Annotated in this window: 20 protein-coding genes and 1 riboswitch; of the genes, 4 read left to right on the forward strand and 16 right to left on the reverse strand. The window is 25.1% G+C overall.

All coding sequences use genetic code 4. The annotated features are described in order from the left end of the window. Positions 1–7 precede the first annotated feature (7 nt). From polA to purE, 11 genes are all read right to left on the reverse strand, one after another. On the reverse strand, positions 8–2707 hold the full coding sequence (gene polA / locus SGLAD_RS04350) for a DNA polymerase I (RefSeq protein WP_134297982.1): 2700 nt from the start codon (positions 2705–2707) through the stop codon (positions 8–10). An 18-nt stretch (positions 2708–2725) separates the two neighbouring features. Continuing rightward, positions 2726–5704: a DNA polymerase III subunit alpha gene (gene dnaE, locus SGLAD_RS04355; RefSeq protein ID WP_134297985.1), complete on the reverse strand. Its 2979-nt coding sequence runs from the start codon at positions 5702–5704 to the stop codon at positions 2726–2728. 82 nt (positions 5705–5786) lie between these two features. After that, entirely contained in the window at positions 5787–7073 is a 1287-nt protein-coding gene (gene purD / locus SGLAD_RS04360) for a phosphoribosylamine--glycine ligase (RefSeq protein ID WP_134297988.1), read from the reverse strand. Next, positions 7051–8592, reverse strand: coding sequence for a bifunctional phosphoribosylaminoimidazolecarboxamide formyltransferase/IMP cyclohydrolase (gene purH, locus SGLAD_RS04365; protein ID WP_134297990.1), 1542 nt, complete (start codon positions 8590–8592; stop codon positions 7051–7053). The genes purD and purH overlap by 23 nt, the downstream gene beginning before the upstream one ends. Position 8593: 1 nt before the next feature. Beyond that, positions 8594–9166 (reverse strand): phosphoribosylglycinamide formyltransferase, encoded by a 573-nt coding sequence (gene purN, locus SGLAD_RS04370; RefSeq protein ID WP_134297993.1) that lies wholly within the window; start codon positions 9164–9166, stop codon positions 8594–8596. Further along, positions 9159–10205 carry a phosphoribosylformylglycinamidine cyclo-ligase gene (purM, locus tag SGLAD_RS04375; protein ID WP_134297995.1) on the reverse strand — a complete coding sequence of 349 codons (1047 nt, stop codon included), beginning with the start codon at positions 10203–10205 and terminating at the stop codon, positions 9159–9161. Before purM ends, purN begins: the two co-directional genes overlap by 8 nt. A gap of 1 nt (position 10206) precedes the next feature. Further along, positions 10207–11586: an amidophosphoribosyltransferase gene (gene purF / locus SGLAD_RS04380; protein WP_134297998.1), complete on the reverse strand. Its 1380-nt coding sequence runs from the start codon at positions 11584–11586 to the stop codon at positions 10207–10209. Between the two features lies 1 nt (position 11587). After that, on the reverse strand, positions 11588–12292 hold the full coding sequence (gene purC, locus SGLAD_RS04385; protein ID WP_134298000.1) for a phosphoribosylaminoimidazolesuccinocarboxamide synthase: 705 nt from the start codon (positions 12290–12292) through the stop codon (positions 11588–11590). A gap of 1 nt (position 12293) precedes the next feature. Further along, positions 12294–15950 (reverse strand): phosphoribosylformylglycinamidine synthase, encoded by a 3657-nt coding sequence (locus SGLAD_RS04390; protein WP_134298002.1) that lies wholly within the window; start codon positions 15948–15950, stop codon positions 12294–12296. Continuing rightward, on the reverse strand, positions 15943–17025 hold the full coding sequence (locus SGLAD_RS04395) for an ATP-grasp domain-containing protein (protein ID WP_134298005.1): 1083 nt from the start codon (positions 17023–17025) through the stop codon (positions 15943–15945). The genes SGLAD_RS04390 and SGLAD_RS04395 overlap by 8 nt, the downstream gene beginning before the upstream one ends. After that, the gene (gene purE / locus SGLAD_RS04400; RefSeq protein WP_134298007.1) at positions 17026–17505 is read right to left on the reverse strand and encodes a 5-(carboxyamino)imidazole ribonucleotide mutase; all 480 of its coding nucleotides are present in this window, start codon (positions 17503–17505) and stop codon (positions 17026–17028) included. It abuts the gene before it with no gap. A gap of 68 nt (positions 17506–17573) precedes the next feature. Further along, positions 17574–17671, reverse strand: a riboswitch (purine riboswitch). A gap of 134 nt (positions 17672–17805) precedes the next feature. Here purE and SGLAD_RS04405 point away from each other — a divergent pair. Further along, on the forward strand, positions 17806–18471 hold the full coding sequence (locus SGLAD_RS04405) for a copper homeostasis protein CutC (RefSeq protein ID WP_134298010.1): 666 nt from the start codon (positions 17806–17808) through the stop codon (positions 18469–18471). Between the two features lie 52 nt (positions 18472–18523). On the opposite strand, the gene SGLAD_RS04410 is transcribed toward SGLAD_RS04405, so the two are convergent. Further along, on the reverse strand, positions 18524–19363 hold the full coding sequence (locus SGLAD_RS04410) for an aldose epimerase family protein (RefSeq protein WP_134298012.1): 840 nt from the start codon (positions 19361–19363) through the stop codon (positions 18524–18526). Between the two features lie 118 nt (positions 19364–19481). Between SGLAD_RS04410 and SGLAD_RS04415 the strand changes: the two genes are divergently transcribed. Continuing rightward, on the forward strand, positions 19482–20381 hold the full coding sequence (locus tag SGLAD_RS04415; RefSeq protein ID WP_134298015.1) for a hypothetical protein: 900 nt from the start codon (positions 19482–19484) through the stop codon (positions 20379–20381). A 21-nt stretch (positions 20382–20402) separates the two neighbouring features. On the opposite strand, the gene SGLAD_RS04420 is transcribed toward SGLAD_RS04415, so the two are convergent. Beyond that, on the reverse strand, positions 20403–20846 hold the full coding sequence (locus SGLAD_RS04420) for a GNAT family N-acetyltransferase (RefSeq protein WP_134298017.1): 444 nt from the start codon (positions 20844–20846) through the stop codon (positions 20403–20405). 102 nt (positions 20847–20948) lie between these two features. Between SGLAD_RS04420 and SGLAD_RS04425 the strand changes: the two genes are divergently transcribed. Continuing rightward, on the forward strand, positions 20949–21290 hold the full coding sequence (locus SGLAD_RS04425; RefSeq protein WP_134298021.1) for a lipoprotein: 342 nt from the start codon (positions 20949–20951) through the stop codon (positions 21288–21290). Positions 21291–21325: 35 nt separating this feature from the next. Next, the gene (locus SGLAD_RS04430; protein ID WP_134298024.1) at positions 21326–21802 is read left to right on the forward strand and encodes a hypothetical protein; all 477 of its coding nucleotides are present in this window, start codon (positions 21326–21328) and stop codon (positions 21800–21802) included. Between the two features lie 32 nt (positions 21803–21834). On the opposite strand, the gene SGLAD_RS04435 is transcribed toward SGLAD_RS04430, so the two are convergent. The 3 genes from SGLAD_RS04435 to thiI are packed head-to-tail and all read right to left on the reverse strand — an operon-like array spanning position 21835 to position 23731. Next, complete coding sequence (locus SGLAD_RS04435; protein WP_134298026.1) at positions 21835–22227, reverse strand: DnaJ domain-containing protein; 393 nt, start codon at positions 22225–22227, stop codon at positions 21835–21837. A 21-nt stretch (positions 22228–22248) separates the two neighbouring features. Beyond that, complete coding sequence (locus SGLAD_RS04440; RefSeq protein WP_134298029.1) at positions 22249–22557, reverse strand: hypothetical protein; 309 nt, start codon at positions 22555–22557, stop codon at positions 22249–22251. Then, the gene (gene thiI, locus SGLAD_RS04445) at positions 22511–23731 is read right to left on the reverse strand and encodes a tRNA uracil 4-sulfurtransferase ThiI (protein WP_134298032.1); all 1221 of its coding nucleotides are present in this window, start codon (positions 23729–23731) and stop codon (positions 22511–22513) included. Before thiI ends, SGLAD_RS04440 begins: the two co-directional genes overlap by 47 nt. Between the last annotated feature and the right edge of the window lie 9 nt (positions 23732–23740).

Raw genomic sequence — 23740 nt, forward strand, 5'->3', positions numbered from 1 at the left:
ACCTCTCTTATTTTAACTCATACCAAGTATGGCCAACTCCATCATTAACTTCTAATTTAACAAGGCTTTTTCTATTCTTTTTAGCAATACTTAAAAGTTTATCATAAGCATTAATCATTGCTTCTCTTACTAAATTCTTAACTTCTTCAACCGCATCTTCTTTTACAACTAAAATAACTTCATCGTGAATCTGAGCTACTAATTTAGCTTGGTAATTATTTGTATTTAATATTTTAAAAATATCAATCATTGCAACTTTTAAAATATCTGCAGCTGTTCCTTGAATTGGGGCATTAATTGCCGCTCTTTTTCCAAACTCTCTGATCATATGATTAGAACTTTGTAACTCATAAACATATCTTCTTCGATTAGCCATTGTTTCTACAAAGCTATTTTTTTGACACTCTTCAAGTATTTTATCTTTATATTCTTGTACCTTGGGAAAAGTTTTGTTATAGGCACTTATATACTCTTCGGCTTCATATTGAGAAATTTTTAAGTCTTTTGCAAGTCCAAATTTTGTTAATCCATAAAGAATACCAAAATTAAATACTTTTGCAACTCTTCTTTGGTCGCTTGAAACTTTTTCATCAGAACTTAAGCCAAAAATATTTCTTGCTGCAAGTTCATGAATGTCTTGATCATTTTTATAAGCTTCAATCAATGTTTGTTCGTTAGCAACGTCTGCTAAAACTCTTAGTTCAATTTGAGAATAGTCAAAACTTAAAAAAGTGTGACCTGGTTGAGAAATAAATATTTTTCTAACCTTTCTTTGTTCTTCGTCTCGTATCGAAATATTTTGTAGGTTTGGGTCTGTTGAACTTAGCCTACCAGTGTTTGTTGTTGTTTGATTAAAAATTGAGTGAACTTTGTTTTGATTATTAATATATTTTTCAAATCCTTTTAAATATGTAGAATATAATTTTGAATACTTTCTAATCTCTAAAACCTTTTCAATAATTTTATGATTACCCAGTAACCCTTCTAGAGTTTCTCTATCTGTACTACCCTTGTTTAAATTTCTCAAATTTAGTTTTGAAAATAATAATTCTTTTAATTGTTTTGGGCTACTGTAATTAATAGGTTCAATATCTTCTTCTTTTAATATATCGTTAGCTTCATTTTCTAAACGATTTAATAATTCTAAAATATTGTTGGTTTGTTTTTCTAATTCTTCTCTATTTATTAATACTCCTTCATATTCCATATCTAATAGCACATAACTAAATGGTAGTTCAATTTCTTGATATAAATCATATTGATTTGTTTCTTTTAACAACTCAATTATTTTTTCATGTGTTTGTTTAATTAAATCTGATTTTCTTAACAAATAGTTAACTTTTTTGCTTTCTTCAACTGCTTTTGTTTTTTTAACACCCTTACCAAATATTTCATCAAACGTTTCAATTTCTAAAGAAGAATCAACTAAGTTAATGTGTGATTCAAAATTTGATTTTACATTTGAGTTTAAAACATAACAAGCAATCATCATATCATAGATAAATTTATTAATATTTATCTCATATCCTAATTTTTTTAAAACGTATGCTGTTTTTTTAATATCATAAGTATAAAAATAATTTTCTAATAAAAACTTTTGCAGGTTGTTGTCAATATTTTTTTCTTGTCAATTAAAAATATTTACTTCTTGTTGATTTTCAAAATTGTAATAGAAGTTTCCTTTTTCATTTACAATACTCATTCCTATTACATCTGGATTATGATAGTTGTCATTTAAAACTTCTAAAAAAATAAAATTATTTTTATCACTATAAGAAGAATTTCAACTTGATACTTTTTGATAGTCTTTTGTTTGTTCTGCTGATTTTTCATTATAAAATTCGTTTAAGTATTTTTTTACCAAAGAAACCATTTCGTACTTCATAAAAAAATCTTTTAAGTTATTAAAATCGATTTTTGTTTCTTTAAATTTAAAGTCTTCAAGAATAATTTCTTTATAAATTGTTGCTATTTCTTTTGATAGAAATGCATCTAGTTTTCCATCAATTAGCTTTTGTTTTTTTACTCCTGAAACTTTATCGATATTTGCATAAATTTCTTCTAAGTTTTTAAATTGTTGTAGTAATTCTTTAGCGGTTTTTTCTCCTATTCCAGCAACACCTTTAATATTATCTGAAGAGTCTCCTCTTAAACCTTTATAATCAATTACTTGTTCTGGTAAAATTCCTCATTTTTCAAATAACTTTTCTCTATTATAAGTTGTAAGATCGCTTGTTCCTATTTGAGGAGCTATAACAAAAACATTATCAGAAATTAATTGATACATATCTTGATCACTTGTTAAAATATCGATTTCATATTCATAACTATTATTGATCATATGAGCAATTGATCCAATTATGTCATCTGCTTCATAACCTTCAAGCTCAAATCAATCAATATTTGCATTGCTTAGAAACTCTCTAACAATAGGAAACTGTTCAATTAGTTCTGGTGGAGTTTGTTTTCTTCCAGCTTTATAAGTTTTTAATTTATCATGCCTGAATGTTTTTTTACCTTTATCAAAAGCTACTTTAATATCAAAATAATCGTTTTTTTGCACAATGTTTAAAAGCATATTTATGAAAGAATAAACTGCATTAGTTGGCACACCACTTTTAGTTGTTAAATTTGCTCTTCCATAAGAACTGTAAAATGCTCTAAATATTAAAGCGTTTCCATCTACTAATAAAATTCTTTTTTTCATAATTTCTTTTCCATTCTATTAAAAAGTATTCATAACCTCTAATAACAAAGCGCTCATTTTATTGTTATAAACTTGAGTTTTTACTTTTCAAATTGCTTTTTTTGATAATTCAATGTTTTGTTTTATTTTTTCATACAATGAAGCAAAAATTGTTACTCTAATTTCTCCTGTTTCATCACTAACATCAACAAAACTCATTTGTCCACCGTTTTTATCTGCTTTAGTTACAATATTATCTATTGTAACTAATAAATCACATACAAGATTTTCTTTTTTTAGATTTGTTATATAAAACAAATTTTCTTTTTTTGCTAATTTATCTCTAATAATTGTTAAAGGATGAGAACTAATATAAAAACCTAAATACTCTTTTTCATAATAGGCTAATTCGTCTGGTGAGTCTTTTCTGATTGGAATATCAATATTTTCTATTTCTTTTGTGTTCATAAAACTAATACTATTAGCTAATCCTTTAATATGTTTATAAAATTTAATCAAAGACTTTCTGGGTACATTATAACAATCAAAAGCACCTGTATAGACTAATGATTCATATTTTTGATCTGTAAGTCCGTTATCAAAAAGTTTCGCTAAGATTGTTATCAAATTATTAAATGCTATTTTATTAGTTTTATAAATAGTTTTTATTTTATTTAAAAAATCATTTCCTATTCCCTTGATAACTGTTAAAGGTATATTTATCCCATTCTTAGAAAAATAATATATTGTGTTTGGATTTTTTATACTTGGTCCATTAATTTTGTAGTTGTGTTTTTTTAACTCATTTAAATATTTTGAAGTTTTATTTTCGTTTCTTAAAACACTATTTAAAAGTGCGCAATAAAATTGTGCTGTATGATTAGTTTTTAAGTAAGCCATTCAGTATCCAATTAATGAATAAGCAATTGCATGAGATTTATTAAATCCATACTCAGCAAATTTTTCAATATAATGTCAAAGTTCTTCTGCTTTATGTTGGTTATAATTGTTTTTTATAGCCGCACTTATAAAATCATTTTTAAATCGATCCATTAATTTTGCGTCTTTTTTTCCCATAGCTCTTCTAACTATGTCTGCTTTTCCTAAACTAAAATTTGCAACTCGTTTTAAAATCTCCATAACTTGTTCTTGATAAACAATAATACCATAAGTAGGTTCAAGTATATCTTCAATATTGTTATCAATTATATAATTTTTTGTTTTTGAATTTTTTCTTTTGATGTAAGTAGGAATATTTTCTTTAGGTCCAGGTCTAAATAATGAACTTGTAATTGCAATTTCGTCAATTGAATTTACTTTCATTTTAACAAGAACATCTGTCATACCTTCAGATTCTAATTGAAATATTCCTGTAGTTTCTCCACTTTTTAATAAGTCAAAAGTGTTTTTATCGTTTAAATTAATTTTATTAAGATTAATTTTTTCTCCTTTAGATAATTTAACAGCTTCAATAACTTCTTGAATTATCGATAAATTTCTTAAACCTAAAATATCAGTTTTTATAAGTCCGATACTTTCTAAATAGTTCATTGAATATTGTGTTTGTAAAATTCCATTAATACCAACTTTAGTTGGTACAATTTGTCAGATTTTTTCATCACAAAAAACAACTCCGGCTGCATGAGTTCCTGTTTGTCTTGGTAAACCAATAATTTTTCTAGTTACCTCAAAGATTTGAGGATATTTAGTTTCATATTTTTGTAATATTTTTGAGTCTTCTAAGGCTTTTTGTAAATCAATAACGTTTCTTTCGTTAACTTGTTTTGTCATATGATTAATATCATCAATATCAATTTCAAAAACTCTACCACAATCTCTTAATGCATTTTTTATTCCAATTGTTTGAAAAGTTGTAATTGTTGCAAAATGGTCTTTACCATATTTAGAATATAAATATTCTAAAATTTCTTCTCTTCGATCATCTTGAAAATCTATATCAATATCTGGCAAAGTAACTCTATCAATGTTTAAAAATCTTTCAAAAAGTAACCCGTACTGGATTGGATCTAATTTAGTAATTCCAAGCAAGTAAGAAACTAAACTACCTGCAGCAGATCCTCTTCCTGGACCCACTAAAATATTGTTTTGATTTGCAAAAGTTATCATATCACTTACTATTAAAAAATAATCTTCAAACCCCATTTTGAAAATAACTTCTAATTCCATATCTAATCTCTTTTTATATATTTCATTATTTAATTTTAGTTGTTCTAAATTTTCAATGCAAATCATTCTTAAATAATTATTTGAAGGCATATTTTTTGAGTTTGGATAAGTAAGAAAATGATTTTTATAATCATTAATAACATTTAATTCAACTTTTTTGATAATTTTTTCAATATTATAATTATGTATTTTCAAATCAATATATTTTTCTAGATCTTTACTCGCTAAATAATAATTACTTTCTAAATCACTAATTTCTTGCAAAGTTTTTGCTTCACCAATTGCATTGATAACTTTATAAACAAAATAATCTTTTTCATAAAGATTATTAATGCGACTTGCAAAAACTCTATTTTCTTCTTTTACATACTGGTAATTATTTTTTGTAACTCCTAAATAAAAATTATCTTTAATTTTTGTTTTTAACGACTCAATATAATCACTTCTATTTTCAGCATTAGGACTAAAAATTACAATTACATTTTCAAAATCTTGTTTAAAAATTTCTATTTCTAATTCTTCTATATTTTCTTTATCCATATTCAAAAGAAAAGAAGATAAGTAACTAATTACTTTATAACCCTTGTTATTTATTGCATAAAAGGTTATTAATCCATAAGTTAATAAAAAACAAACTCCAATTATTGGCTTAATATCGTTTTTTTTAGCTAAGTTTTCAAATTCTGCAGCTCCATACATTGAGTTTAATTCAGAATAAAACCCAACTTTTAAATTATTATTTTTTAAAAAGTCAATATAATCTTGAGGTTTTATTGTTGATTTTAAAAAATTGTAGCAAGAATGAATGTTAATTAAATTTGTATATTCCATAAAAAAACCTCTTTAAACTATATTTATTTTAACAAAATAACAAAAAAAACCTTATTTTCTTATAAGGTTTGTTACATATATTTTATTTTCCTATGTCTTTTCTGTAATAAAAGTTTTCAAATTCACAACTTATAACTTTTTTGTAAGCTTTTTTAACAGCCTCAGACATTTTTAGGTCTTGATTATAAACAAATAAAACTCTTCCACCATTACTGTTAAAAACATTATTTTCCTTATCAAATGTTGTTCCCATGTGAAATATATTACTATCAGCAAAAATGTTTTTATTTGTAAGTTTTAAGTTATTAATATGTGATTTTGGATATCCTTGACTCGCAATGGTTATTCCAACAACATAATTTTTACTCCACAGAAGCTGACTAGTTTTATTTTCTATTAAGTTTAAAATAATTTCAATTAAATCACTTTCTAATGCAGGCATTAAAACTTCAGTTTCCGGATCTCCAAATCTACTATTAAATTCAATCACTTTAACTTGATTATCTTTTGTAAGTATTAATCCAGCATATAGAACACCTTTATAATAAATATTTTCTTGTTTTAAAGCTTCAATAGTTTTTTTTATAATTTCATTTTTACTATACTCAATAATTTCTTTTGTAACATAATCAACTGGTGTGTAGCATCCCATACCACCTGTGTTTTCCCCTAAATCATTATCATAAATTTTTTTATAATCTTTTGCAGGTTGTAAATAAATTATACTATCTCCATTAACTAAAGCTAAATGACTAAATTCTTTTCCTTCTAAAAACTCTTCAATTACAACACCTTGTTTGTCATTGTTAAAAATATTTTTTTCTAAAATATTTTTAACAATGACAATTGATTCTTCTAAAGTTTTAGTAACAAAAACACCTTTACCACTTGCAAGTCCATCATTTTTAATAACAATTGGGAACTTATTATTATATTTTAAATACTCTATCGCTTCATTAGCAGAAGTAGTTGAAAAAAAATTAGCAGTTGGTATTTTATATTTTTGCATTAAAGTTTTTGAAAAAATTTTAGAAGCTTCAATTTGAGATGCTTGTTTTGAAGGTCCAAAAATTTTTAACTCATGTTTTTCAAACAAATCAACTACACCATTTGCTAAAAAAGCCTCATCTCCAACAATTGTTAAATCTATACTATTGTGTAGAGCGAACTCTAAAATTGAGTTCATATTATTAAAATCTATATTATTTTCAACAATAGCACAATCTTTAATACCATCGTTGCCTGGGATTACAAATACTTGATTACAAAGTTTAGATTCTTTACATTTTCTAGCAAGAGCGTGTTCTCTTCCACCTTTTCCTAATATCAAAATATTTTTTTTCATATTAATGTTTAAAGTGTCTAACATTTGTAAATATCATCACTAGTCCTTTTTCATTAGCTAAGTCAATTGAATCTTGGTCTTTTAAAGAACCTCCCGGTTGAATTATTGCTTTAATTTTATATTGACTTGCAAGTTCAACAACATCGTTAAAGGGCAAAAATGCATCACTAGAAAGTATGGCATCATTTGCTTTTGTTCCTGCTTGTTCTAAAGCAATTTTAGTAGAACCGATTCGATTCATTTGTCCAGGACCAACTCCAACAGTTTGAAGATTTTTTGTAATAGCAATTGCATTTGATTTTACGTGCTTAACTACACAAAATGCAAAATAAGCTTCTTCTAATTCTTTATCACTTAAATGATTATTAGTTACAGTTTTTCACTCACTGGTTTTATGTTTAAAATTATCTTTTTGTTGAACAAGCACGCCTTGATCGATTGATACATATTGATATTTATTAATATTTAAATTTTTATTTAAAAAATCTAGTTTTAATAAACGTAAATTTTTCTTTAGACTTAAGATTTCTAAAGCATCTTGATCAAAATCTTGTGCTATTATAATTTCTAAAAATATTTTACTTAGTTTTTCTGCAACTGCTTTGTTAATAATTTGATTTGTTGCAAGTATTCCTCCAAATATAGAAATCGAATCACTATCATACACTTTATCTCAAAGTTCTTCAACACTACCTTTGATTGCAACTCCACATGGATTTAAATGTTTTATACCAACCATACAACTATAATCATTTAAATCTTTTACAATATTAATTGCACTATTTGCATCTAGTAAATTATTATATGAAAGTTGTTTACCATGTAATTGAGTTGCATTGCTCAAACTTATTTCTTCAAAGTAATTATCTTGATATCATGCAGCAATTTGGTGAGGATTTTCTCCATATCTTAAATCTTCTTTTTTAGAATACGATAAAGTTATTTGTTCTGGTAAATGTGTATTTGAGCTTTTTGTAAATAAGTAGTTTGCAATTAGTGAGTCATAGCTTGAAGTATGAGCGAATGCTTTTTGTGCTAATCAAGTTTTTAATTCCTTGGTATCTTCATTTGATTTTAAAACATTTATAACTTTTTGATAATCATTGATATCACATATTGTTATTACATCTTTGTAATTTTTAGCAGCAGCTCTTATTAAACTCACTCCTCCAATATCAATATTTTCAATTATATCTTCATGTGTATTTTGCATGTTTTTAACTGTTTTTAAAAAAGGATATAAGTCAATAGCAACTATATCGAAATAATTAATTTTATGTTCTTCCACTTGTTTAATATGTTTTTCATTATTTCTAATAGATAAGATTCCTCCGTACAACATTGGATGAAGAGTTTTTACTCTACCATCTAAAATTTCTGGAAAGTTAGTTATATCTTCAACTTTGATAGCTTCAATTTTATTCTCTTTTAAATAATTATAAGTCCCCCCAGTTGTGATAATTTGATAACCTAGACTATTTAAATCTTTTGCAAACTCTAAGACATTGGTTTTGTCAAATACAGATATCAATGCATACTTCATTTTATATTTCTCCTTTAATTATTTTATTCATTATTTGTCAATAATATTTGTGTTCTTGTTTTTGAATTCTTTTTTTTAAAGAATCATGTGTGTCTTTTTTAAAAACTCTCACTGCTTTTTGAAAAATGATTTCTCCTGCATCCATTTCTATATTTACATAATGAATTGTAAATCCAGATAAATAAACTTTATAATCTAAAGCATATTGAATTGCATCTTTTCCTTTAAAACTTGGAAGTAGTGAGGGGTGTGTATTAATTATTTTGTTATTATATTCATCTAACAAAATGTTAGTAATCATTGTCATATATCCTGCTAAGAATATATAATCAATATTTTCTTTTTTTAGGGTCTTCAAAATGTCTCTTTCATATTCATTTTTATCTTCATAATCTTGTAGTAAAAAATTATAATTTTTAATATTATTAATTTTAGCTCTTGTTCTTGCATAACAATTTTGTTTATTAGTTATTAAAATTATTTTATCTACAATAAGTTTTTTTGTTTTAAATGCATCTATTATTGATTGAAAGTTGCTTCCATCACCTGAAGCAAAAATAGCAATATTAGTCATTTATTAACTCAATCTTTGTTTTGCTATTGTTTATAATTTCTCCAATAATATTTGCTTTGTAATCTTTAAATCCATTAATAAAGTTTGCAATTTTTTTAGCTTCTTCATTATCAGCAATAATTATAAAACCAACACCCATATTAAAAACATTGTACATTTCATCTTCTGAAATATTTCCTAGTCTTTGCATTAGTTTAAAAATATTTTGACTTTTAATTTTTGTTTTGTTAATTTTTGCACTTAATCCATTTGGAATTACTCTAGGGATATTTTCTATAAATCCACCTCCGGTTATGTTTGCCATTGCATTTATTTTAAAATTTTGATTTTGCAATTCACTAATTATGTCAACATAAATTTTTGTTGGTTTAAGTAATTCTGTTATTAAATTTGTTTCCAACTCTTCAAATTTATGATCATAGTTATAATTATGATCTTTAAAAAATATTTTTCTTACCAATGAATAACCATTTGAATGTATTCCAGAAGAATTTATAGCAATTATTTTGTTATTTTCTTTTACATTTTTTTTATAATCAATTAGTTTATCTTTTTCAACAACTCCAGTTATAAAGCCTGCTAAGTCATAATGATTTTTAATATACATATCTTTCATTTCCGCAGTTTCGCCACCCAACAAGGTACAGTTACTTTGAATACAACCATCAACTATTCCTGTAATTATATCTGTAATAATTTCTAAATTTATTTTTTCTACTGCAATATAATCTAAAAAATATAAAGGTTTTGCTCCGAGTGTTAAAATATCATTTACACACATTGCTACTAAATCAATTCCAATGGTTTTGTGTTGATTTGCCTCAATTGCTAATAATAATTTAGTCCCAACTCCATCAGTACCTGAAACTAAAACTGGTTTTTGATAATTTAAACTTGATAGGTCAAAAATACATCCAAAACTTCCAATATTATTTGAAAGCTTTGTATCAAACTTTTGAGCAACTATTTTTTTTATTCATTCAACAACTTCATAACCTTTATGAATGTCAACTCCTGATTTTTTATAATTATCACTCATTTTATTCTCCTTTGTTTAGATCATAAATATCTACAGGATATTCTCCAGTGAAAATATCAAAACATCCTTGACCTGATTCAAATAATTTTTTTAAATTATCAATTGTTAAAAATTCTAAACTGTCACACCCAATATAATTTTTCATATCTTCTAAAGACATATTAGCAGCTAAAAGTTCTTTATAAGTAGAAATGTCAATTCCATAATAACTTGGAAATTTAATAGGAGGTGAAGCAATTTTTAAATGCACTTCTTTTGCCCCATTATCTTTTAAAAGTTTGACAATGTACTTTGAAGTTGTTCCTCTAACAATCGAATCATCAATTAAAATAACTTTTTTATCTTTTACTACATCTTTTGTAACAGATAACTTTGTTCTTACACCAATTTCTCTTAACTCTTTTGTTGGTTGAATAAAAGTTCTTCCTGAATATTTATTTTTTATAAGACCAATGTCAAAAGGTAAATTAGATTGTCTTGCATAACCAAGAGCAGCAGAAGTTGAAGAGTCAGGAACGCCAATTACAACATCTCCTAAAATATTTTTTTGTTGTTGTGCTAGTAGTTCACCAGATTTAACTCTAAAATTATGTACATTAATATTATTTATAGTGCTACTTGGGTGTGCAAAGTAAATATATTCCATTGAACAAACTGTATTAAAATTATTTTTAGAAAAATAAAAACTTTCAATTCCTTTTTTACTTATTCTAACTATTTCTCCAGGATTAATATCTCTAATAAACTCTGAACCAGTTACATCAAAAGCATAAGTTTCAGAAGCAACAACATAACCTTCATTAAATTTTGCAATCGATAAAGGTCGCAACCCGTTTCTGTCTCTAATTGCATACATTTCATCTTCAAATAATATCAAAAACGCAAATGCTCCATTAATTACATTTAATGAGCTTTTTATTTTTTCAAGTCTTGCCTTTTCTTTACTCTTTGTAATTAAATGCGCTAATACTTCTGAGTCACTTGTCGCTTGAAAAATACTTCCTTCTTTTTCAAGTTTATTTTTTATAATATGAGCATTAGTTAAATTTCCATTGTGAACTAGACCAAAACTATTTTTTTTTAAGTTAAAAAAGAAAGGTTGAACATTACAATCGATCGAGCCACCAGTTGTAGAGTAAAGAACATGTCCAATTGAACTTGTTGCGTTTCAATTTCGAAAATCTTTTAGTTGAAACTTTTTAGTGACTAATCCCATTCCTTTTTTTAAAACAAATTTTTCATTTTGATCATAACCTAAAATTCCACAGCCTTCTTGTCCACGATGTTGTAAAGCATGCAATCCATAATAATTAATTAAAGCGGCATTATCAACATTAAAACAACCAAAGACTCCACACTTTTCTTTTAAACTTTCACTCATATTAAATATTTAAGCTTTCTAATTTTTCTAAAATAATTAAATAAATTGCGGTAATATCTTCTAAATCTTCTCTGAAACAATCTTTATCTAATTTACGATTATTTTTATCTCAAAATCTACATGTATCAGGACTGATTTCATCTCCTAAACAAATGTTATTATCAGCATCTAATCCTAATTCAATCTTAAAGTCAACTACTTTAATATCTACTTTTTTAAATAAATCTAAAAGTAACTTGTTTATTTTATGCGTAATTTTTTTTATTTCATTAAGTTGTTCTTGTGATGATAAACCTAAAACTACACAATGATCATCATTAATTAAAGGATCACTAAACTCATCATTTTTATAACATATTTCAAATATAGGTCTTTCAAAAACTGTAGCTTGTTCAATTCCTAATCTTTTTACAATACTACCTGCTGCGATATTTCTAATAATTATTTCAATCCTAAACATCTCTAATTTTTTTACTAAAACATTTTGATCATCTAATACTTTTATTAAATGAGTATTGATTCCATTGTTTTTTAAATATTTAAAAATTATATTTGATATTTTTGCTGTCAATACTCCTTTTGATTCATAAGTTGCTTTTTTTAAACTGTTAAAAGCTGTTACATCATTTTTAAAAAATATTTGTAGTTCGTTTTTACTTTCTGTACTATAACAAATTTTTGATTTACCTTCATATAATTTATTCATTTTATTTTTCTCCCTCGTTTGTTTTAAAAAAGTAGTTTAATGCGCTACTAAAAATATCTTGTTTTTTGTTACCATAAATATTTTTACAAATGTTGTTTCCAAATCTTTCACTATGTCCCATTTTTCCAAGAACTAATCCGTTTTTTGATACTATACCTTCAACATTGTAATAAGATCCGTTTGGATTATTTTTTTTATCAACATATTCAAAAGCAATTTGATTATCCTTTAATAGTTCTAAGTATTTTGTCTCATTAATTACAAATCTTCCTTCCCCATGTGATACTGCAATATTGTTTACTTGATTTTTTTCCAAGTCTTGAGTTCAAGGGGAATTGTTATTAACAACTTTACAATTAACATAAGTTGCAATATGTCTATTAACATTATTTTTTATAAGAGATGGGTCTTCTTTAGTAATTGGATTAAGTTCATTGCTATTAAAAATTCCTGATTTTATTAAAGCTTGAAATCCGTTACATATTCCTAAAATAAGTTTTTTAGATTCTAAAAACTCTTTTAAAGATTTTTTTATTAAACCATTTTTTAGTACACTAGCGATATATTTACCACTACCATCTGGTTCATCTCCTAAACTAAATCCACCCGGTATTACAAATATATGTGACTCTTTAATTTTTTTAGCTAAGTTATTTATAGATTTATTTAATTGTTCAGCATTTAAGTTGTTAAAAATAAATTCTTCACAATCTACATTTTTTCTTTTAAATGCCTTTTTAATATCATATTCACAATTAGTTCCTGGAAATATTGCAATTAATACTTTTACTAAGTTTATTTTGTCTGGGTAATATTTTTTCTTTTCTGTTACTTCTTTTATAGTTGTTTGTAAAGGTTGAGGGTAATTTTTAGAACCATCATAATATAAATTTCTAATTGGATTTAAATAATTTTCTAAACACTTTTGCTTGTTAATAATTTTGTTATTAACAATAAATTGTGAACTTGTTTTTCCTAAATAAATTAAGTCTTGATAATTTAAATTTTGTTTTGTTTCAAAAATTATTGATCCATACATTGGGTTGTATAATTCTAACTCCGTGTTTATTTCGAATCCTAAATTGTTTCCAAAACTCATCTTAGCCAAAGCTTCTGCTATTCCTGCATGTTGAATTGCAAATGCAGATTGAACAAGTTCTTTTTCAATTAAGTTTGAGTAATATTCAAAATTTAGTTTCAATTTTTTAAAATCAGGATAACCATATTTATAATCTAATTTTAATAAATAAATATTATTGTTTATATTTTTAAAATCTGAAGAAATAATTTTATTTGCATTACCTGTTGTTAAAGCAAAACTAACGAGAGTTGGAGGTACATTTAAATTTTCGTAAGTACCACTCATACTATCTTTTCCACCAATTGCTGGAATCTCAAGCTCTTTTTGTGCAATTAAAGCACCCAATAGAGCAACTAAAGGCTTACCTCATTTTAATTTATTTTCATTTAACTTTTCAAAATACTCTTGTAAAGTTAATTTAACTTTTTTAATATCTCCACCAACAGCAACAACCTTAGTCACACTCTCAATAATTGCTAACATTGATCCTAAAAAAATATTTTTTTCAAATATGTATGGATTATAACCATAACTCATTATTGTACATGTGTCTGTATTCTCTTTTATCGGTATTTTTTGACAACTCACTTGAGTTTCAGAAAGTTGATTAACTCCACCGAATGGAGCTAGTACTGTTGTACTTCCAATTGAGAAGTCAAACATTTCAATCATTTGTTTTTGCGACATCACATTTAAGTCTAAAAACATTTTTTCAAAGCTTTCATATTTATTTTGATAAATATCAGATTTTAAATATTGATTATCTATGTTAACTTCTATTTTATTTGTTACTCCACCTGTATCGATAAAATTTCTTTTAATATCTACAATTTTGTCTCCGTTAAATGTTACTTCAAATTTTTTTTCTTCAATAACTTCTCCTATTTTTATAGCTATAAGATTTTCATTTTGTGCTGATTCAATAAAATCGTTTAGATTTTGTTGTTCAATTACAACTACCATTCTTTCTTGAGACTCTGATATTAAAATTTCTTTTCCGGTTAAACCTTTGTACTTTAAATGCACATTGTCTAAATTTAATTTAACACCATCAGCAAGTTCGCCAGCTCCAACTCCAATACCACCAGCTCCAAGATCATTAGATTTTTTTATAATTTTGGAAACTTTTGGTATAGAAAATAGTCTTTGTAATTTTCTTTCTTCCACAGGGTTTCCTTTTTGTACTTCACTATAAGAGTTTTGCATAGAGTTTTTATCATGATTTTTTGAAGAACCAGTAGCACCACCAATTCCGTCTTTACCAGTTGCTCCTCCGACTAAAACTATTATGTCTCCTGGTTCAGGTTTTTTTCTAACTAAGTTTTCTAATTTACTTACTCCAACAACGGCACCTATTTCTAATCTTTTTGCTTTATAGTTATTGTGATAAATTTCTTTTACTAAAGTTGTAGGCATTCCTATTTGATTACCGTAGCTAGAAAATCCTTCAGCAGCTGTTTTTGAAATTTTAGATTGAGCTAGTTTATTTGGTATAGTATTTTCAAAACTTTCTAAAATATCTCCAGCACCAGTTACCCTTATGCCTTGATAAACATATGCTCTTCCAGATAACGGGTCTCTTATCGCACCTCCTAGACAAGTTGAAGCTCCTCCAAATGGTTCAACTTCTGTTGGATGATTATGAGTCTCATTTTTAAATTGCACTATGCATGTGGATTTATTTACATCTACAATTATTGAAGCTGCATTTATTTCATCAGAAACTTCTATATCATTTACTAAACTATTTTTAACAAGATACTTACCATAACTTGTTGCAATACTCATTAGTGTCAAGTTATTTTTTGTACTTATTTTTTTATAAAATTCTAATGCTTCTTCTATGTACACTTTTGTAAACAAGTTTATATCTTTGTTAAAATTAATTTTATTAATTATTGTTTCAAATGTTTTGTGTCTACAATGATCACTTCAGTATGTATCTAGTAAATATATTTCTGAATCTGTTGCATATCTTTTTAGCTCTTTTGAAAAATAATTTGCTATAAATGTAAAATCTTTAAAACTCATTGCCAAGTTTAATTTTTCATACAATCTTTTTAGTTCTTCACTTGATTTATTAAAATCATAGTTCAAAATAACTTTATAGTTTTTATCTTTTTCATCAATTTTTGAAATATTATCTAAACTTACTTCATAAGATTCAATTGGGTTTATTAAATACTTTTTGAATTTGTTTAGATTTATCTCACTTACATTTTTATCGAACACAAATAGTTTAAAAGTTTTTATTTTTATTTTTTTTGTTAAAAGTAAATTTGAGCACTCACTTGCACTTTCTTCTCTTTGGTTGAATTGACTATCAAATGTTTTAATTGCAAAGTATTTATTTTCGTTTAAATCAATTTCATCAAATAAATCATCAATGTTAATTTCAGAAAGTATATTATTTTTTATGATGTCTATTTCTTTTTCACTTACTTCACATAGATCGTATACATTAAAAACTTTTAAAAAATCAATGTTTATATTAAATACTTTTTCTAATTCATTAATTAAGTTTTTAGACTCAATATCAAATTCCTTTTTTTTAGATACGTAAATTCTTTTATTCATTTTTATCCTCCAAGATTTTACTTGCTAAATTCAAATTTTTTAAAACCTCATTTTTATTTTTACTAAAAATGTTGATATGTCCCATTTTTCTTTTTTCTACAACTTGATTTTTTTTATAATCATATTTATTGATTGTTGAATAGTTAAAATCTTTTTTGATATCTTCTCCTAAGAGATTTATCATTACAGATTTATAAATGAGTTTTGGTTTAATAATTTTTCTATTTGTTATTGCAAGAATATGATTTCTAAACTGACTAACATTACAACCATCTATTGTGTAATGACCAGTGTTATGAACTCTTGGAGCCATTTCATTGAAATAAAACTTTTTGTTTTTTACAAAAAATTCAAAAGCAACTGTTCCGACTATGTTTTCTTTTGTTAATAAGTTTTTAACTTTATTTAATATTTTTTTGTTTATTATGTTTTTTTTATTTAATACTTTTGATTCTCAAAGTATTCCGTTTTTATGTTTATTAATTGGTGTTGGAAAAAAATATATTTGATTTGATTTACTTCTTGTGACTATTAAACTTGTCTCAAAATCAAATTGACAAACCTCTTCTATAATAAAATTATTATTGGCATAATCAAGATTGACACATTCTTCTAAGCTTTTTAAGACGCTTTGACCTTTACCATCATACCCTCCTGAGTTAGTTTTTAATATTACAGGAAAGCTTATTAGATTTTTTTCTATTAAACTTTGAAAATCTTTAAAATAATTAATTTTAAAAAATTTAACAGGTTCTAATCCATAACTCTTTGCAAAGTTTTTCTCATCAAAACGTTTTTTAGAAACTTCTAAAAATTTTAGATTTGGATGTAATTTATTTTTAAAATCTTTTAAAACCGATTCACTTATGTTTTCAAATTCATAAGTAACAACATCACATAACTCAAATAGTTTATTAATTGCTTTTATATCATCATAATTACTATTAATTATTTGCACATTTAAGTCATTACAACTATTTTGAAGGTTTGGTTCTAAAACTACAAACTCTGTGTCTATTGAAGACTCAATTAGCATTCTTGCTAATTGTCCTCCTCCGATTATGCCTACTTTCATTTAAACAACCTCAGTTTCTAAAACCGATTTAGTTTGATTGTTAATAAAAGTATTTAGATTATTTTTTATATTATTATTATTTAAAGCCATGATCCTTGCAGCAAATAATGCTGCATTTTTTGCTCCACTTTCTCCTATTGCCATTGTAGCAACAGGAACACCCCCGGGCATTTGAACAATTGATAAAAGTGAGTCTACTCCATTTAAACTTTTTGATTGAACAGGAACACCAATTACAGGAAGTGGTGTTAAACTAGCAATCATTCCAGGAAGATGAGCACTGCCTCCAGCTGCTGCTATAATTACATCGAAACTATCTACTGCATTTTTTGCATAACTAAATAAAATTTCTGGAGTTCTGTGTGCAGAAACTATTTTTAATTCATATTCAATATCTAATTGTTTTAATATTTCTAATCCTGGTTCTAAAGTTTTTTTATCACTAATAGAGCCCATTACTATACCAACTTTATCTTTCATCTATTCCTTTCCAAACAAAAAGACCCCTTTAAAGGAGTCTACAACAAAAAAAATAAATAGAGATTTACTTGCTATATGACTCACTTTATAGACAATAATTTAAGGTTATTTGTAGAGACGTTCGACCATATTACGAACATATATAAAATGATATTTACAAAAATATTATAGCATAACAATTAATTTCAAATTTGTTAAAAAAGTAATAGTTTAAATTTTTTATTTCTAAATAATTTATCTAAATTATAAAAGTTAATTTGTTTTAAATATATAATCTATATATTAAATAAAGGAGTAAAAATGTTTTTAGAAGTTATTGCAAAATCAATGAAAGATGTAGAAAAAATAAACAAGTCACTTGCAAATAGAATTGAGTTATGTGCAAATCTTGAAGTTGGAGGTTTAACTCCAGATTATAATTTAGTTGTGAGTTCAACAAATCAATCAAAATTACCAGTAAATGTTATAGTGAGACCTACTCATAGAGATTTTATTTATTCTAAATCTGAAAAAAAACAAATTATAAAAGATATAAAATTTATAAGAAAAACAGAAGCAAACGGAATTGTTTTTGGGGCATTAAATAAAGATAATACAATTGATCTAAGATTTTTAAAAAAAGTTATTAAAGTAAAAAAACACTTAGAAATAACTTTTCATAAAGCCTTTGATGAAGTAAATGATTTTGAAAAAGAATACTCTATACTAAATGAGTTAAAAGTAAATACTATATTAACTTCTGGAGGACAAAATTTAAAAACAGGAATAAATGTAATAAAAAGGTTAATTGATATGAAATTAAATACAAATATATTAATTGGTGGTGGAGTAAATATAAGTAATTTAAATGATTTGCTTAATTTATGTCAAAATATTCATATTGGAAGATTAGCGAGAAAAAATAATAATTACAATGAAGATATTGATGTTAATTTTATAAACTCAATTAAAAACATGAACACATAAAAAAAGTATAATTCTAATATTTAAAAGAATTATACTTATAGTTATGAGTAATTTATTCTATTTCAATAGACATATTGATAACTTCACTCTCCCCTTTTTCAAGTTGACGCATTGCAAGCTTATCTCTAAATCTATTCCCTATTCTTGTTTCTAAATCTGGTAATCCTCAATATGGTTCAATACAAATAAAGTCCATATCATTATTAGGTTTTCATAAAACAAAGTATGGATTTTTATCAAACTTCATAGTTATTTTTTTATCTTTATATAAGTAATTTATTTTATCTAATTCAAATTCATCAAATAATAAAGATTTTGAGTCTCCAAAATCAACATTAGAAATAATAATTTCACTTACTCCTGTTCTTTCTTGATTTGGTAAATAAGTTCCGTTAGCTCCAGTTTTTGTAGTGTAATATTGCTCACTTTCAAAAATAACTTTTGAATCTTTATCAACTTTAAATGCAGGATGATGTCCAAATGAATATGACATCGTTTCATGACCAACATTAATAACTTCAAAAACATAATTAAGTTTATTATCTTCTAGATATAAATCAATTATGATATCAAAATCAAAAGGATAAATATCTTTAAATTGATCGTGTGCTCTAAACATACATTTAGCTTTTTTTTCATTAATTATTTCTATATCTCAATCTTTTATTTGAGTAAAAAATCCATGTCTTGGTGTGTGATAATCTTTTTCATTGTGCAAAAATGGTCCTGTAACATTTCCACAAATTGGAAATAAAACAGGTCATGTTTTTGGTCAAGATCCATCTTGTTGATATAAAACTTCTATTCCTTTATGCTTAATACTTGTTATTTCTAAACCTTGTTTTGCAATTTCAAATTTTACATTTAATAATTCATTTTTTAATTTGTACATTTTACTCACTCCTTACTTCACTCTTTTATATTACTCTTTTTTTCAAATTGTTAAAAATAAAATGTTAAGAAATAATTTTTAAAAAAAGATATAATTATAAAGAATTAAAAGGAGCATAATGAAAAAAATTTTTGTCATACTTTCAACAATGTTATTACCCTTAGGGGCCTCAAGTTATGTTATAGCTTGTCCTAACAAGATAGAAAAAAGAAAAAAAAATATAAAAGAAGTTGAGGAAGCTTTTCAAGAATTAACTCCTGCTAACAATTCCATTCAAGCTGCTGCTGCATCTGTAATAAAAAAAATTAATGACTTTTTTAATATTGAAGTTAAAGAAACCACTGATATTATTTTTAGTTTATATTCTAGAGCAAATGATATGTCATCAGGAGAAATTACTGGAGAAGCAACTTCTACAAGTATGTTAATAAAAGGAAAAGCTACATTTAAATTAAAATATGTAGATGAAAGAAATGATATAAAAGATTTTATAAAAAATAAAGATTTAGGCGATTGAAGCGGTCAAGGAGTTATTCCAACAATTAATGAAGCTATAAACCAAATAAAATTAAAAAATAGCGAGTTTTTTTTAAGTTCTAATTATTTTGAATTTATAGGAGTCCCTGATAAAAATAATTTAGAAATAAAAGTTAAGGATAATGTTAAAAATTATAGAGGAAGTGTTAAATTTAAACAAATTTATTCAATATCACAAGATCTAAAAATTCAAGCAATATCTGATAAAACTTTTTTTCAATCTAAAGATGGATTAGGAATAGATATAAAAGTTACAAATGTAATAGATGAAATGAATTTAACAGCAGGTTCAAGCGACGATAAAGTTGTTGAAGTTTTAGTTGAAAAAAAACAAAATACAATTAATGCAGAAAAAAAAGAAATTACTTTTTTATTAAAATTATTTCCAAAAAATGTTGGAGAAGTAACCATAACTTTAAATTATCCAGGTGCAGATTTAGTAGTTTTTAAAGTTAAGGTTGTTGAAAGTCCAGATATTTAAAAAACTAGCTATGCTAGTTTTTTAAATATCTAATTTCATATTGATATGTTTAATGTTTGCTTCTAAGAATTCTTCTCCGAACTCTTTAAAATTTAAGCTTTTGTAAAAGTTTAAGGCATTTATTTGTGCATGAATATATAAACTTCTTGCTTCTAATTCTTCTTTCATATATTCAATTATAAATAAAATTAATTTTTTACCGATGTTTTTATTACGTTGTTCTTTTATTACTCCTACTCTTCCTAAGAAATAACGGTTATCCTTTAAAAATATTCTTGCACAACAAATTGGTTCGTTATTTAAAAAACCAACAACATGATAAGCAAATTCATCATAATCATCAATCTCATTATCAATTGTTGTTGCTTTTTGTTCGTCTACAAAAATAATTTTTCTAATATTTAAAGCATGAAAAAATATAATATTATCAACACTAAATTCTACTTTAAAAGTTAAATTTGACATAAGTTAATCTCCTATCAAAATATTATATCTAAAAATTTTTAATATTTGCTTTATTCTTTATAAAATATATAATATGTTTAAGAAAGTAAAGAGGTTTAAATGATGAAAAAATTATTAGGTATCTTAGGTAGTTTTGGTTTACTAGCAAGTTCAACTTCAACAGTTGTTGCTTGTCCAAAAGTAGAACCAGGAGAAATTAAAGACGGAATTACTCCAAAAGATGTTAAATATTTAGAAAACGAATCATTTAATGTAGAAACATTGAACGGTGATGATTATTCAGGATTAAAAGCAGTTGATGAAACTAATAGCTTAGAATTAAAAACAGAAAGATCAAGTTCTAACCATAAATTATGAACAGTAAGTTATACTGCTAAAAAAGTTCCTGCAGATGGGGAAAAAATTAGTGTAAAATTAACTTATGAATCTGCAGAAAAAAAGTAGAAATAGCTGTTAATAAAAATAGTTTAGATAATTTTGTGAAAGAGACCAATTTAAAATGAATTGATTTCGAAGGAAATAAACCTTCAAATACTAATATTTGAGACGCTTTATGATTAAGAAATAATGTTACAGCTATAAAAAATGATATTGAAATAAATGAAAAAGATATAACTTTTAATGATAATTCAGGTACTGCAAAATTATCTACAAAAGGTAGCAATTTGGAAACTAAAACATTGGAATTAAAGTTTATTAAAGATACAAGAACAAAAATAGAAGACATAATAAAACAAAAGAATCTTGGAGAAATTACTGGAAAAAATGATAAAGTTACAAAAGACGATATATGAAGCGCAATCAGCAAACAAGTAACAAATAGTAATTTAAAAAAAGAAGACATTTATATAATGATTATTAGTGACTCTAGCGCAAAAATAATCACATCAAGTATAGACAATGAAAATTTTAGAGGCGGAGTTAGTGTAACATTTACTTATAAAAAGCTTATTTAAGCATTAAAAAAATAAGATTGAATCTTCTTTTTTTAATGCTTAATTTTTCTTTGTTCCATTATTAAATCATATGCATTATTTATTTCACTCATTTTATTTTGAGCCTCTTTTGAAGAGTTAACATCTGGATGATATTTTTTAGCCAGTTGGCGATACTTTTTTTTAATTTCTGCATCACTAGCATCACTATTCAAACCCAAACATTTATACGCATTTTTAAGTTTTATTTCAAACTCATTGGCAAAGTCTTGAGATGATGATCAATTATCTTGTTGTTGATTTTCTTGATAATATTTTTCTTCGTGTTGAGATTCTTCACGTTCTTCTCTTCTGCGTCTTCTTCCTCCGCCAAAAATAGCATCTATTATCATTACAATAAAAATATAATAAAATATTCTAAGTATTAATTCTAAAACTTTATCCATTAAATAACATCTCGCTTCTTTTTATCTTATAATTAAGTATACTATGATAATGATAATAACCAAAAAAATTATAATAGAAGCAATAATTTTATAAACTAATGAGTTGATCTTTCTTCTTTTTTTGATTAAATTTTCTTTAATAACTAGCTCTTCATCTTCTTTTAAAGTTTTTGTTTTAATTTCTGTAATAGTTAATGATTCATCATGATATTCTTCAACTTTAAATTCATTTTCTAATCCAAAAGTTTCGCTATTAATAACATTTCCATTAAAAACTCCAAATTTATTCGGGTTTTTGTTCTTGATTTTTTTGTTCTTGATTTTTTTCAACTAATTCACCATCTTTACAAACATATTGTTTAATACAATTATTTAAAGCATAATCTAATAACTCATCAATTAATAAGTTTTTTTCTTGGCCTTCTGCAATAAACAATTTTGGTTTTGTTATTGGGTTTTTAGGAACATATAATGAGCATACATCATCAAAAGGTAATATTGATATTTTATATGTATCTATTTTTTTTGCAATATCTATTATTTCTTCTTTATCATAAGTTATTAAAGGTCTAATAATAGTTAAATCTGATGTTTTATTAATAACATTTAAAGATTCAATTGTTTGAGAAGCAACTTGACCTAAGTTGTCTCCTGTTATTATTGCTTTTGCGTTTATTAACTGTGCTAATTTGTTTGCAATTTTTACAAAAATTCTTCTCATAATAGTAATACGATAAGATTCTTCTTTTATATGCATTAATTCTTGTAAAATTAAAGAAAAATCACATACATATAAGCTAAAGTGAGTTTGATTGTACTTTTCTAATGCTAATGCTAAACTAAATACTTTATTTAAAGCTTCTTTACTTGTATGTGGAGGAGTCATAAAATGTAAAAAGTCTACTTGCATTCCTCTTTTTAAAGTTAAGTAACTAGCAACAGGAGAATCAATTCCTCCACTTAACAGCGAAATTGCTTTTCCTCCAACCCCAACAGGAAGTCCTTTTGAAGCAACTATTTTTGATGTAAAAATATATGCCCCATCAATTTTAATAATAACTGTTATTTTATTTTCAGGTTTCTTAACATCCACTTTTAAGTTATTTGTATTTTTTAAAATATTTGATGCAATTTTAATTTTTAAATCACTTGAGCCGATTGGAAAGTTTTTATCTTTTCTTTCTACTTCAACTTTGAAAGTGTATTCTTTTAAGCTTTTTGCAATTTCTAAGGTTTTTTGCAATATTAAATCTTCATCTTTTTTAACAATATCAACAATTGAAATTGAATAAATTCCAAAAGTTGTTGTTAGTACATCGATTATTTCATTAATTTTAGTCTCATTAACTGTAATAGTTAAACTATTATAATCTTTTTTATACTCTACAAATTCTTTATATTTTTTCAGCTTAAACTTGATGTTTTGTATTAATTTTGTAATAAAGTATTCGCGATTGTTTCCCTTTAAAGTTAATTCTCCATATCTTACTAAAATATTTTTCATATATTCCTC

Origin of the sequence: Spiroplasma gladiatoris, assembly GCF_004379335.1 — a bacterium.
GTDB lineage: Bacteria > Bacillota_I > Bacilli_A > Mycoplasmatales > Mycoplasmataceae > Spiroplasma_A > Spiroplasma_A gladiatoris.